Consider the following 13,050-nt stretch of genomic DNA (forward strand, 5'->3'; position numbering starts at 1 on the left):
TAGTGACAAGCGACAATGTTCAATATTTTTCGGCAACACTCTATTTTGACGATTTGCCCACCCTGTCGGCTGAGGCGCTGATCGAAGCCTGGGGCCTTGAAGGGTATGAATGTGAGCAACTGGAGAGCGAAGGCGTCTTTGACGGCTTTCGCGGCGGAACCCGCGTCTTCGTTGGCATTCCCGAGGCGGTGGGAACGCTGGCAATTCCTGCTCACTATCCTGCGGTAGCGCGGGTCGAAGTCGACTGGACGAACACGTTCTGCATCAATGCAAAAGCTGCGCATGATGACCTTTGCCGTGCGACCCATCAGGCGAAATTCAAACTGATGATCGTGGCGGATGACGACGACCCCACAGTGGCACATAACGAGATCGCCATGACCCTGCTCGGCATCCACCAGCTTGCACCGATGCGCGCCGTTATGTTGCATTATCTCGACGTAATCGTCGGCCGCACCGATCTCGACGACTGTCTGAGCTACGCCAACAGTCACCTGGATCAGCCGCAACAGACAGCAACAATGCTTGCCTATGGCGCCTTCGTGATCCGGGAGAACGGCGCGACCAGAGCCTGGACTACGGGTCTCGAGCATTTCGGCCAAACGAATTTGCTCTTCGACACGTCGTCGGATAACCAAACGGAGGCTCTTCTTACCGTATTTGGGCTCGGACATCTCGCCGTCCACGGAAAGTGCTTCAAGGCGGGCGAAGCCATAACCTCATTCGACCTTCTTGCCCGGTTTGAATCCGCCGAGATGGGCGGGCAGCCCATGCTGCGGATTGTCAAACACGAAGCCGGCCAAGCTGTATTGAATCGGCCGGGCTAGCAACAACAGAGCATTTTCATTCCCGCTATGGAAATGCCGTCTTCCGCCCCGCTTTCCTTGCGGTCGGATGACGAGTTTTGTTCTGGCGAGCTGGGGAAAACGCTTCGCGTATATCGACAGGGCGTGAATTATGGTGCTCCAAGGAATGGCAAAGCCTGACGCAATCTCTTCAAACGGACGACAGGCAAATTCTAAGGGACGCCAATGTTTGCATTCACACCTTTCCTTCGCGGCACCGTCGTAATGTCCGTAGCCATTACTGCGCTTCATGCCGGTAGCGCTTTGGCTGCCGAAATCGATCCCGCATTCTATGATGCGGCCCTGTGCAATCCGCCCTATTCGATGACATCGGCGACCGAAATTTATGATGCCGCCGAAAAACTTGCAAAGGCCGACACATCGTCTTTGGGTGCGGCTATCTATAAGCTTCCGAACCAGATCGGCCGCGATGGGTTTGAGAGTGACGAAGTCTTCTTCGCCAATGGTGCAGTCGGTGTTTTGATCAAGGGCCAGCGTGCCGATGCTCTGGCCGCGAAATATGATTTGAAACCGGAAACCTCAGACCTGATGGGTACATCGACCAAGGGTTATGCCCGGCAGCTTCCGCAGGACCAGCAGCCGCCTGAAGGTCTGGCTGGACCGGGAAAAGTCTCCATTGTGGCGCGCGAAGGTGCGGCACTTGGCGACAAGACCCTGTTGGCGTGCGAATTCGCAGCGGACTGAATGGTGGCGAAGCACTGCCAATACTAACGCCTTGACTAACAAATGTAATTGCCGCCCGCATACCGCTTTCACAGCTCTTCTGCTGGCGGGCGGCTACATATTCATATCGAGGTTTGTTTCATACGCCGGCCTGATCGCCCAGGCCGGCGCCGCTTGGAACAATCTCAGGATTTCGCCTGAGCGCCCTCATGGAAATGGATAGGGGCGTGGTGCAGATAGTGCGCAACCTTTCGCTTGGCGGCGATATCGGTCCAGACGAACCGGACATTGTCCTCCGTCAACCCGGTCGCCGTGGCGATCTCGGTTGCAGGCATGCCGTGTTCCAGACCGTAGAGGCAGATATCCATCTTGTCGTAAGGAAGCGCGAAATAGAACTCTTCCTGCGTCTGCGGCATGGAATAGGTATCCGTTGTCGGCGGGCGGGAGCGGATTTCCTGCGGGACGCCGAGATGGGCCGCGAGTTGATAGACCTGTGATTTGTAAAGATGGGCGATCGGCTTGATGTCGGCAGCGCCGTCGCCGTTCTTGACAAAGAAGCCCTGGTCGTACTCCAGCCGGTTCGGGGTTCCGAGCACCGCGAAGTTCAGGCGGTCGGCGTGATAATATTCGAACTGCTTGCGCGTGCGCTGCTTCATATTCGTCGCCGCAACGATGCCGAGATAGGCTTTTGCGGAGAGACGAACCTTGCGCGTTTCGCCCGATGGCGAACGGACGACCAGCGAGGAAATATTATAGGCGCCGGTGCTCATGGCGTTGTCGAAGACGATCTTGGAGGCCCAGCCCGGCCCGTATTCAGGCACAACCTCGCGGATGAAGCCATCGCGCCTTTCATAACAACCCATGGCGGCAAGCGAAGGGCCGATATCTTCCAGCACGCAGTCCATACCCAGCTTCGTCGCCAAAGCCTGCCCCAAGCGCAGGCTGTCCGGGTCGGAATCGTTTTCCGGCATGAACAGGCCAATAACATTTGCTGCCCCGAGCGCGTGAACGGCAAGTGCGGCGCAGACGCTGGAATCGATACCGCCGGAAATGCCGAGCACCAGCCCGCGCTTGCGCAGGTTGAAACGAAGCGACTGGCGGATTTTTTCGGCGATACGCTCTACCTCCGCCGCCGCATCAAGTTCAAGCGGCGAGAAAGGCAGGCTCTGTGCATTGTTCGTCATCGATTGTTCTCCGTATCTTGAGCAGCGAGGCGGCGACTGACCTTGCCGGTATCCGTCGTCGGCAGGAAATCGCGAAATTCAACCAGTGTTGGCACCATGTGGGTTTCGAGGTGCAGAGCGCAGTAGCGCATGACGTCTTTTGCGGTGATCGCCTCGTCGGATGCGATCACGATCGCCTTCACCGCCTGACCGAAAACCTCATGCGCAACGCCGACGACCAATGCGTCCGAGACGCCCGGCATGGCTTGCAAAACGGCTTCGACAGCCTGCGGCGCAACCTTTTCGCCACGCGACTTGATGATATCGTCCTTGCGGGCAACGAAGGTGAGATAACCCTCGGCATCGCAGGTAAACAGGTCGCCGGTGTGAAGACGCGTCCGGCCCGTTGCGGCATCAACGCGCAGCGCGCGCGCTGTGGCAGCCTCGTTGCGCCAATAACCGCGCATGACGTGCGGCCCGCTGACCACGAGTTCGCCGACCTCTGCGGGCAACAGGCTGTCTCCGTCCTCGTTCACCACCGCGATGGCAGTGCCCGGAATGGCGATGCCGACAGAACCGCGTTTCCTGTCGAGGTCTTCCGGCGGCAGAAAGCTGATACGGGTACACTCCGTCTGGCCATACATGCAAAACAGGTGCACATGCGGCAGAAAAGTCCGCAGCCAGTCGCTATGGGTGGGCGAAAGGGGTGCAGCGGCGGCGGTGACGTAGCGCAGGCTTTCAAACAGCGCCGGCGACAGATCGCGCGTCTGCATCATGATGGACAGCATGGTCGGCACCAGCGCGAAGCCCGTGATCCGCTCGTCCCGGATACGCTCGAAAATCAGATGCGGATAGGCGAAGGATTTCTCGATCACCAGCGTACCGCCGACGAAAACGCTGGAAAGCAGCTGGTTCAGGCCATATCCGAACGAAAGCGGCAATACGCCGAGCAGAATATCTTCCGGCCTATTGCCGAGATACGAGGTAATCGAAGGGACGGCCGCATCCATGTTATCATGCGCCAGCATCACGCCCTTTGGCTCGCCGGTGGAGCCAGATGTATAGATGATTACTGCCAGATCGGTATCGAGCAGGTTTTGCGGCAGCGCGCCTATCGGTTCCTCGAGCATCGCGTCAAAATCGACACCATCGGCCGTTGGGTTCGGCGCGCCGGAAACGATGCGCAACAACGGAGAAGAACCGGCCGCATCCGAAACGACCTTTTCCAGCCGGGCCTCGGCAACCACCGCAAAGGGCGTACAACTGTCCAGAATTTGCGAAAGGCGTGCGGCCTTGGACGATGGGTTGATGGGGCAGGCAACAGCGCCCGCCATCCAGCAACCGAAAACCGCAACCGCCATGCGCCAGCCATTGTCCAGCACAAGGACGACACGGTCTCCCGGGTTTGCGCCTCGCGCTATCAGAGCAGTGGCGAAAGCCTCGCTCATCGTCTTGAGTTCGCCGTAACTCAGGCGCGTCTCACCGGCCACCAGCGCCGTCTTGCCGGCATGGCGCTCCGCACTTCGATGCAGGTAGTGGTCGATACGCAATTGGCGCTTCCCGAAATTTCAGGCGGTCTGCTTGCGACCGATGAAGGCGGCGATGTTGTCGATCGTATCGAGGTTGGCCGGTACGATATCGCCGTCGGCAACGCGGACGCCGTAGCGTTCCTCGATGAAGCTCACCAATTCGAGGATTCCCGTGGAATCGACCATGTCATTGTCGATCAACGAAAGATCGTCGCCAAAAGGCCGGCTTTCGTCACCGAACAGAAAGTTTTCGATGATGAAACCGCGAATTTCGGCTTTCATGCCGGTGCTTTCATTGGTCATTTGGAGCTTCCTTCGATTTTTTGCGATGACATTGTGGAATTCTGGGTCGTGGCAGCGTGCAGAAGCTGGGTCGAGAGTATGCCGACGAAGGCGGCGTTGTCGCGAAAGCCGGTCGCCTGTTTTTGCCGCACCTTGGTTGTCAGCTTTTCCACCGCCTGGGCATTGAACAGGCCGGTGGTCCTCACTCGACCGGTAGAAAGTACGGTGTCGAGATAGCCGGCATCCGCGAAGGCTTCTGCGTCGGGCGCGCGATAGGGCTGCTTGGGTCGGTTTAAGATCGCATCGGGCACCAGCTCGGCTGCAGCCTGTTTAAGGATATATTTTTCCTTCAGACCGCGCAGTTTCGCCTCGGGATGGAGCGCTGCGGCAAAGTCCACCACACGGGGATCGAGGAACGGAAACCGGCCTTCCACTCCATTTGCCATCATGACCCGGTCTCCCTGACTGGACAGAATATAGCCGGGCAAGAGAAATGCTGTCTCGAGGTACTGCGCCTGATGAAGCGGATGCCAGCGGCGGAAATCCTCCGGCAACTGCGCGGCAAGATCGGCCGCAGCGTCGTAGTCGCCAAGCTGCGCTTTCAATTCCGCTGAAAAGAAGATTTTCGCCGCCGCCGTAGAGCGCAAGCGCGGCCGATGGGAAAACAGCGGTTCGTCGGTGGCTTCTGCGCCGAAGGAGAAGAAGCGTGCCAGATAATCCGGCGTCTGCTGTTTCAGCCCCGGAAGGTAGGGATAAAGCCGCTGGAACAGTTTCGGCCGGCGAGCAGATTGCGGTTGGCGGCTGCAAAAGCGCCGTACCCGCGCTTCGCGGAAAATATCGTAGCCAGCGAACAGCTCATCAGCACCTTCACCGGTCAGCACCACCTTCATTCCCCGTTCGCGCACATGCCGGGAAAGCAGGTAAAGCGGCACCGGTGCTGTGCGAAGAATGGGCGTCTGCACGTGCTCCATGACCTCAGGCATGTATTGCGCTATGTCCGCAGTTGAGCACTCCGTGGTTTCGGATGCGACGCCAAGATGCTGGCTCATTGTTTTCTGCCAGATACTTTCGTCGTGCTCCGCACTTTCGAAGGCCAGCGAAAATGTGCGCAGGCCTCGGCTAACGCTTTGCGCAGCCAGGGCAGAAACGAGGGAGGAATCGAGCCCGCCGGACAGATAGGAGCCGACAGGCACATCGGCGCGAAGCCTGATCCGCGTTGCGTCGGCCAGAAGCGCCGTCAGCTCTTCCACCTGCGCGCCAAGGCTTGCCGGCGGTGCTGCGTCCTTGCCGTCAGGATAGGAAAGTTGCCACCAGCGCCGTACCGTGGACGCGCCATCGCGCAGGATCATCAGATGACCGGGCGGCAATTCGTGAATGCCGCGAAAGGCGGTGCGCGGCGGCAACGGGAACCAGAAGGTGAATATCTGATCCAGCGCCACCGGATCAATCTCGGCCGTCATTCCCGGCAACGCCAGAAGCGCCCCGATCTCGGATGCGAAATAAAACGTACCTTCATGCCACGTATAATAAAGCGGCCGGACACCCATCCGGTCACGCGCAAGCACCAGCGTGTCGTTGCGGGCGTCGTGCAGGGCGAAGGCAAAATCGCCGTTGAATTCGTTGAGGCAATCCAGCCCCTTGTCTCGATAGTCATGCAGGATGACTTCGGTGTCGGAGTGGGTGCGGAAATGGTGGCCGCGCGCGGACAGCGTTTCGCGCAGTTCGACGTGATTGAAGATTTCACCGTTGAAGGAAATGGCAAGATCGTCTTCGACGGTGCGCATCGGCTGCGCGCCATCGGCAATGCCCACAATCGCCAACCGTGCGTGGGCAAGGCCGACATCGCCGCGCAGCAGGGCTCCATGCGCATCTGGACCACGATGCTTAAGACGCGACGCCATCAGCGCAAGGCGCTCGTTTGCGCGCTCGGCCGGCATGTCGTGTCGATAAAATCCAGCAATTCCGCACATTACTCGACCGCCTGACCAAAGCTGTCACCGATGAGGCGCGTCCAGCTTTCACCGCAAAAGCCGTTAAAAAATGCCGTTCCATCCGTCGCTGCCTTGAGGAGGTCCGCATTGCGCGAATGCACGATGGTGGATGACGCATGCAGAAACGTGCATTTCTTACCGAGCATCGCCCGCAGCAGTGCCGGCTGGGTGCGACCTCTGATGGCCGCGAGACCACGATCATAGGCATTGCGGATCAGCCGGTCGATCACGATCTGCTCCTGCCCGGGCACGGCCATGATCTGCAGCGTCCGGCCGATGCCCGTTGGATTGCCGTGGTAAAGAAAAAGCCCCACCGCCCTGCCGCCGCGGGCCCTCACAATCCGCTGGACTGGTTCGCCGTGCAGACGTTTGCGTTTGGCGTGTTGGAGCATGTGCAACAGGCTTTCCTCGGTCCAAACGGGATGGAGCGGAAAGTGGCCGACGAGTTCCCGTGCCAGACGCGCGAATTCGGTATCGCTCGCGTCGTCGTCGGTAAAGCTGTCCACCTTGTCCGGATGTGATGCGTAATAGGATAATGCTCGCCCATGGCCACGCGCCGAAATGGTGCGATCGATGATCTTGCTGAACGGCGTCAGCGCGCGGAAAGTGCTGGAGAAACGATCAGCGGCTATTTCCAGCCCGAATGAAGCCGGGCGCAAAATCCGCAGCCAATCGAGACTGTAGGAGGCGAGCAGCTGGCCGCGCATCGTCTTCCACATATCGGCGGAAACGTCGTTGATCGTCTCCCCAAATGTCAGTTCCTGAGGTCCACCCAAAACTTCGCGCAGCAAACGCGCTCCGGCAAAGGGATCGGTCTCACGGTCTTCAGCGACAAAGGAAGAGCAGACAGCGGCCTGTATGTTCTGGCCATCAAGTTCCATTGCCACGGGCAAAACACCCAGAAATCCAGACACGCGGCCATCGTCGCGCACATAGACCTTGGAGTGAATATCCGGATTTATGTTTGAATTTTCGAGAAAGACGGCGCGCAAATATGAGGTCAGATCATCTGTCGCGGCCCCATCCTTCTTCCGCAAAAAACGGTGAAACATGTCAGCCACGGACACGAGATCGTCCGCAATAAATGAGCGTATTTCAGACATACTCGCCGCTTCTTGCCGGATAGATATTTAATCGAAAGTAATTATCATTCCTATTCTGCCGCAGGCGTATTAATCAGAAGTTATGTGCCGGCGTTTTTTCGCGTGATTGTGGCGTTTTGCAAAGAATTTGACGGGTAATTTCAACCCTAGAGCGCGTCCGGTTTCAACTGAATTCGGTGGACGCGCTCTATATCTTTGGTTTCAAACGTTTTTCCGGACGTAAAAGTCCTACGCCCGGAAATACTTTAGTATTGGACAGACAGGGAATCGATTGGCGCGGCTTTCGGCGGTGCGAACTTGGTCAGATCGATACCTACCACGGCGGCCTTGTATTCCTCAGCGCTCGGTGTGCGGCCAAGGATTGCCGACAGTACCACGACAGGGGTCGAGGCCAGCAGCGATTCACCCTTCTTCTCGGCAGTGTCCTCAACAACGCGGCCCTGGAAGAGACGGGTCGAGGTTGCCAGAACAGTATCACCCTTCTCCGCCTTCTCCTGGTTGCCCATGCAAAGGTTGCAGCCCGGGCGCTCCAGATAGAGGATGTTCTCGTATTCTGTCCGGTTGGCAGTCTTCGGCTTGAGATCATCGAACTCGAAGCCAGAATACTTCTGCAGGATTTCCCAATCCCCTTCCGCCTTCAGCTCGTCGATGATGTTATAGGTCGGTGCCGCGACCACGAGCGGCGCCTTGAACTCGACCTTGCCTTCGGCCTTCTCGATGTTCTTCAGCATCTGGGCGACGATCTTTATGTCGCCCTTATGCACCATGCACGAACCGACGAAGCCCAGATCGACCTTCTTGATGCCGCCGTAATAGGACACCGGACGGATCGTGTCATGGGTGTAGCGCCGGGAGACATCGGTGTTGTTGACGTCGGGGTCGGCGATCATCGGTTCGTCGATCACGTCCAGATCCACGACGACTTCAGCGAAATATTTCGCATTGTCGTCAGGGGCCAGAGCGGGCTTTTCGCCCGAGCGGATTTCGGCAATACGCTGATCTGCCTTGGCGATCAGGCCCTTCAGTGTCTGGGCGGCATTATCCATGCCCTTGTCGATCATGATCTGGATACGCGACTTGGCGATTTCCAGCGACTCGATCAGCGTCTCGTCTTCAGAGATACAGATCGACGCCTTGGCCTTCATCTCGGCCGTCCAGTCGGTAAAGGTGAAGGCCTGGTCAGCGAGCAGCGTGCCGATATGGACTTCAATGATGCGGCCCTGGAAAACGTTGTCGCCATGCTGCTTCAGCATCTGCGCCTGCGTCGCATGGACAACATCGCGGAAGTCCATATGCGGCTGCATCTTGCCCTTGAAGGTGACCTTGACGGATTGCGGGATCGGCATGGTCGCCTCGCCCGTCGCCAGTGCCAGCGCCACAGTGCCCGAGTCGGCACCGAAGGCCACGCCCTTGGACATGCGGGTGTGGCTGTCACCGCCGATGATGATCGCCCAGTCGTCCACAGTGATGTCGTTCAGCACCTTGTGGATCACGTCCGTCATCGAATGATAGACGCCCTTGGGGTCGCGGGCAGTGATGACGCCGAAGTTGTTCATGAAAGACATGAGCTTCGGGATGTTCGCCTGCGCCTTCTTGTCCCAGACGGAGGCCGTGTGGCAACCCGACTGGTACGCACCATCCACCAGCGGCGAAATGACGGTTGCCGCCATCGCCTCAAGTTCCTGCGCCGTCATCAGACCGGTCGTGTCCTGCGAGCCGACGATGTTGACCTTCACGCGCACGTCGGAGCCGGCATGCAGCACCTTGCCGGGCGTGACGCCAACGGCATTGCGGTTGAAGATTTTCTCGACGGCCGTGAGGCCCTGGCCTTCGATGGAAATTTCCTTGTTGGGCGCAAAGACCGGGGTGGCCTCGACGCCAAGCGTTTCAGCCGCAAACGTCTGGAGCTTCTTGCCGAAGACGATGGCATAGGAGCTGCCCGCCTTCATGAATTCCATCTTCTGGGGTGTGAATGAGGAGGAGAGATCGACCAGTTCCGTGCCGTTCTCGTCACGAAGCTTGTAGTTCTTGGCGTCGATCTTCAAAACGGTGCCGGTCTCAACCGAATATTTCTGCTCCAGAACCGGATTGCCGTCATTGTTGAGGATGGGCTTGCCGTCTTCGCCGAGCTTCTTCACCCAGTTCTTCAGGTTGATGCCGATACCGCCCGTGACGTCGACAGTGGTGGCGAAGATCGGCGAAATGCCGTTGGTGCCAGCAACGATCGGGGCGAAGTTGACGAAGGGCACATAGGGGCTGGCCTGCTTGCCGGTCCACAGCGCGACGTTGTTGACGCCCGACATGCGCGACGAGCCGACGCCCATCGTGCCCTTTTCGGCGATCATCATCACCCGCTTGTCGGGATGCTGCTTCTGCAGCGCGACGATTTCCGCCTGCGCTTCCGGCGTGATCATACACTGGCCGTGCAGCTGCCGGTCGGAGCGCGAATGCGCCTGGTTGCCAGGGGACAGAAGATCGGTCGAAATATCGCCTTCGGCGGCGATGAAGGTCACGACCTTGATCTCATCCTCTACATCGGGAAGCTTGGTGAAGAACTCAGCCTTGGCATAGCTCTCAAGAACGCCCTTCGCGACGGTATTGCCCGCCTTGAAGGCATCACGTAGCCGGAACATGTCAGCGTCATAGAGGAAGACCTGCGTCTTCAGCACTTCGCCTGCCTGCTGGGCAAGCCCGGCATCATCACCAAGGGCGATGTCGAGCAGCGCTTCAATGGAGGGGCCACCCTTCATATGCGACAGCAGTTCGAGGGCGAAAGTGGGCGTGATCTCGGGAACGACAGTTTCGCCCAGAATGATCTGCTTCAGAAAGGCGGCCTTGACGCCGGCAGCGCTCGTGGTGCCTGGCAAGGTGTTGTAAATGAAGAATTTGAGGGCATCCGCGCGATATTCGCTACCGGTATCCCTTATCAAGGCAATGATTTCGCCGGTTAATCCGCCATCGTCGATCGGCTTGGGAGCGAGCCCTTGAGTTTTTCTGCTTTCGATCTCAGCCAGGTAATCCAAGTAAAGGTTCATCGCAATCCCAACGTCATGAGGTGTATGGCGCCGAAACGCAGCGCCACGAAACACTATTGTTAATCGGCCCAGGGTCCTATCGATTTCGAGTACGTCAACCAGGGCCGGAAGGCAAGATAGCGCACTCTGTTTCTGTTTTCGATAACGGAACAGGAGAACATGCGGGCAGGCATGCCGTCTGCCGTCGTGCCCTCAGGGATGCGCCCGGCATTCCTCCCCGCGGCCTGCCGTACGCGATGCCGGCAAACCATTGCCTCACCGATAGAAGCAACGTCGAGCACAAAAAAATCCGGCCACCGAGGAGGTGGCCGGATCAGGCATGCAGAAGATAAGAGCAATCACATCTTCGGAAGCAGAACCTTGTCGATGACATGAATGACGCCGTTCGACTGCTTGACGTCGGCGATCGTCACATGCGCAACACCACCCGCTTCGTCGGTCAGGGTAATTTTGCCCATGCTTTCCTTCGCCTTGAGGATGCAGCCGCCGACCGTCTTCACATCATGGGTGCCGTTGTCATCCTTGATCATCTTCTCGATGGCGCTAGACATGGCATCGGCCGCCACGACATGACAGGTCAGGATCTTGGTCAGCTGCGCCTTGTTTTCAGGCTTCAGCAGAGTTTCGACTGTACCTTTCGGCAATTTGGCAAAGGCCTCATTGGTCGGAGCAAAGACCGTGAACGGTCCCTTGCCCTGAAGGGTTTCTACGAGACCGGCAGCCTTGACGGCGGCGACCAGCGTGGTGTGATCCTTCGAGTTGACGGCATTCTCGATGATGTTCTTGTTTTCGTACATTGCTGCACCGCCGACCTTTGGATTTTCAGCAAAGGCACCCGAAGCAAGAGTCGAGATTGCCGTCGCAAGGGCGAGCGTACGGATTGCGGACTTGAACATTGAATATTCCTCTTCCCTAATCGCCTCGGCGCGGAAGCGCGCCTCTGAAGGCCTATCGTTCCCGTCTCGGGGAACAGCACAAGTGACGAGAGCGACAGGAGGAAAGTTTCAAGCAAAAGGCAGTTTCATACCACCACTTGCTACAGCGCTGATTCATTTCGGCTTTTTCTCAACCGAATTACACTCGCGATCGGCCAGCGCGCAGTGATCTGCAAACGGAGCAACCCTACGAAGGGGCGAAAGCGCCCCGCAAACATTCGATTTACAACGCTGCCGTCGGCGCCAGCAGCTGGAGAAGCGAAGCCAAGAGCATGTTGCCACCCGCAATACTATGCTCCTGCTCCACATATTCAGCCTCATTGTGACTGAGACCATCCCGGCAGGGTACGAAAATCATGGCCGATGGCGCGACGCGGTTCATAAAAAGCGCATCGTGGAATGCGCCGGAGAGCATTCTCTTTGTTGCAAAGTCCCGCTCTTGTGCGGCCTGATCCAATACGGCAAGCAATTCATCCGGAAAACTTGCCGGCGGCATGTCGAAAATCTGCGAAATAGTCGCCGAGCAGCCTGTGTCCGCCGCTGCCTGCTGGATAGCCATGCGGATTGTCTGCTCCATGACGCCGATTGTTGTCAGCGAAGGGTGTCTAAAATCGATCGTGAAGCGCACCGTTGCCGGGATCGCGTTCACCGCGCCGGGTTCAAGGACCATTCGGCCAATCGTGAAGCGCGCGGCCGGATCGGCTGGCATGATGTCGCGATAGAGTTCAGCAAGCGCGTTGACCGTGGCTTGCATGGGGTCGTGCCGATATTGCAGCGCCGTTGTTCCAGCGTGGGCGGTCTGCCCTTCGATAATCACCTCCAGCCAGCGCGTTCCCTGTATGCCGGTGACGATGCCGATCGGTAAGCCCTCTTTTTCCAATGAAGGGCCTTGCTCGATATGGACCTCGAGATAAGCGAAAACCGGCGTGCCCAGAGGCCGCATCGCGGCAACCGGGAGACTTTCCAGCGTGGCGGAGAGTTCATCTGCGAAAAGCGCACCGTCAGTCGCGCGCATGGTCTCCCAGGCGCTTGGAATTGAACCGGCCGCAAAGGCCATGGAGCCCATGCAGCCCGGCGCGAAGCGGCAGCCCTCTTCATTCGTGAACGACACGACCTCCACCGGCCGCTCGGTTTCCACCCCGCAATCTTCGAGTGTTTCCAGAACCTCAAAAGCTGCGAGCGTGCCGAGCGCACCGTCAAAACGACCGCCTGCAGGCTGACTGTCGAGATGACTTCCGATAAGCAGCGGCGACAGATCCGGGTTACGCCCCTCGCGGCGAATGAACAGATTGGCAATCGGGTCCTGAAAGACCTTGAAGCCGCGCTGCAGCGCCAACTCCGTCAGCAATTGCCGCGCCTGCCGGTCGAGGTCGGTCAAGGCCTGGCGGTTTACGCCACCCTTTGCCGTCGCGCCTATTTGCGCAAACCGGTCGAGTCGATCGATAAGTCGCGGCCCGTTGATCGAAAGAGTTTGCGTCATCAT

Annotated in this window: 10 protein-coding genes; 2 read left to right on the forward strand and 8 right to left on the reverse strand. The window is 58.2% G+C overall.

Annotated elements, in window-relative coordinates; translation table 11 throughout:
• The first annotated feature begins 2 nt into the window (after positions 1-2).
• Together ACQZ5Y_RS25355 and ACQZ5Y_RS25360 are read left to right on the forward strand one after the other, a co-directional pair.
• Positions 3-827, forward strand: a complete 825-nt coding sequence (locus ACQZ5Y_RS25355) for a hypothetical protein (protein WP_111800182.1) — start codon at positions 3-5, stop codon at positions 825-827.
• Positions 828-1,031: 204 nt separating this feature from the next.
• Positions 1,032-1,550 carry a hypothetical protein gene (locus tag ACQZ5Y_RS25360; protein WP_003518238.1) on the forward strand — a complete coding sequence of 173 codons (519 nt, stop codon included), beginning with the start codon at positions 1,032-1,034 and terminating at the stop codon, positions 1,548-1,550.
• 164 nt (positions 1,551-1,714) lie between these two features.
• On the opposite strand, the gene nadE is transcribed toward ACQZ5Y_RS25360, so the two are convergent.
• The 8 genes from nadE to ACQZ5Y_RS25400 form a co-directional block, all read right to left on the reverse strand.
• Positions 1,715-2,713: an NAD(+) synthase gene (gene nadE, locus ACQZ5Y_RS25365; RefSeq protein WP_111800138.1), complete on the reverse strand. Its 999-nt coding sequence runs from the start codon at positions 2,711-2,713 to the stop codon at positions 1,715-1,717.
• Positions 2,710-4,242 (reverse strand): class I adenylate-forming enzyme family protein, encoded by a 1,533-nt coding sequence (locus ACQZ5Y_RS25370; RefSeq protein ID WP_111800139.1) that lies wholly within the window; start codon positions 4,240-4,242, stop codon positions 2,710-2,712. Before ACQZ5Y_RS25370 ends, nadE begins: the two co-directional genes overlap by 4 nt.
• A gap of 18 nt (positions 4,243-4,260) precedes the next feature.
• Positions 4,261-4,524 (reverse strand): acyl carrier protein, encoded by a 264-nt coding sequence (locus ACQZ5Y_RS25375; RefSeq protein ID WP_003518245.1) that lies wholly within the window; start codon positions 4,522-4,524, stop codon positions 4,261-4,263.
• A complete protein-coding gene (asnB, locus tag ACQZ5Y_RS25380; RefSeq protein WP_112496208.1) occupies positions 4,521-6,473 on the reverse strand; it encodes an asparagine synthase (glutamine-hydrolyzing) in 1,953 nt (650 codons plus the stop codon). Before asnB ends, ACQZ5Y_RS25375 begins: the two co-directional genes overlap by 4 nt.
• Positions 6,473-7,597: a hypothetical protein gene (locus tag ACQZ5Y_RS25385; RefSeq protein WP_111800141.1), complete on the reverse strand. Its 1,125-nt coding sequence runs from the start codon at positions 7,595-7,597 to the stop codon at positions 6,473-6,475. Before ACQZ5Y_RS25385 ends, asnB begins: the two co-directional genes overlap by 1 nt.
• Before the next feature lie 245 nt (positions 7,598-7,842).
• Complete coding sequence (locus tag ACQZ5Y_RS25390) at positions 7,843-10,632, reverse strand: bifunctional aconitate hydratase 2/2-methylisocitrate dehydratase (protein WP_111800142.1); 2,790 nt, start codon at positions 10,630-10,632, stop codon at positions 7,843-7,845.
• 338 nt (positions 10,633-10,970) lie between these two features.
• A complete protein-coding gene (locus ACQZ5Y_RS25395) occupies positions 10,971-11,528 on the reverse strand; it encodes a fasciclin domain-containing protein (RefSeq protein ID WP_003518253.1) in 558 nt (185 codons plus the stop codon).
• Positions 11,529-11,790: 262 nt separating this feature from the next.
• Complete coding sequence (locus ACQZ5Y_RS25400) at positions 11,791-13,047, reverse strand: Zn-dependent hydrolase (RefSeq protein ID WP_111800183.1); 1,257 nt, start codon at positions 13,045-13,047, stop codon at positions 11,791-11,793.
• Between the last annotated feature and the right edge of the window lie 3 nt (positions 13,048-13,050).

It is taken from the genome of Agrobacterium sp. A3-95 (assembly GCF_053521785.1).

Bases quoted from the DNA above. Each gene is read 5' to 3' on its own strand.
- ACQZ5Y_RS25360 (WP_003518238.1), top strand. From the start codon at position 1,032: ATGTTTGCATTCACACCTTTCCTTCGCGGCACCGTCGTAATGTCCGTA.
- nadE (WP_111800138.1), bottom strand. From the start codon at position 2,713: ATGACGAACAATGCACAGAGCCTGCCTTTCTCGCCGCTTGAACTTGAT.
- ACQZ5Y_RS25375 (WP_003518245.1), bottom strand. From the start codon at position 4,524: ATGACCAATGAAAGCACCGGCATGAAAGCCGAAATTCGCGGTTTCATC.
- asnB (WP_112496208.1), bottom strand. From the start codon at position 6,473: ATGTGCGGAATTGCTGGATTTTATCGACACGACATGCCGGCCGAGCGC.
- ACQZ5Y_RS25385 (WP_111800141.1), bottom strand. From the start codon at position 7,597: ATGTCTGAAATACGCTCATTTATTGCGGACGATCTCGTGTCCGTGGCT.
- ACQZ5Y_RS25390 (WP_111800142.1), bottom strand. From the start codon at position 10,632: ATGAACCTTTACTTGGATTACCTGGCTGAGATCGAAAGCAGAAAAACT.
- ACQZ5Y_RS25395 (WP_003518253.1), bottom strand. From the start codon at position 11,528: ATGTTCAAGTCCGCAATCCGTACGCTCGCCCTTGCGACGGCAATCTCG.
- ACQZ5Y_RS25400 (WP_111800183.1), bottom strand. From the start codon at position 13,047: ATGACGCAAACTCTTTCGATCAACGGGCCGCGACTTATCGATCGACTC.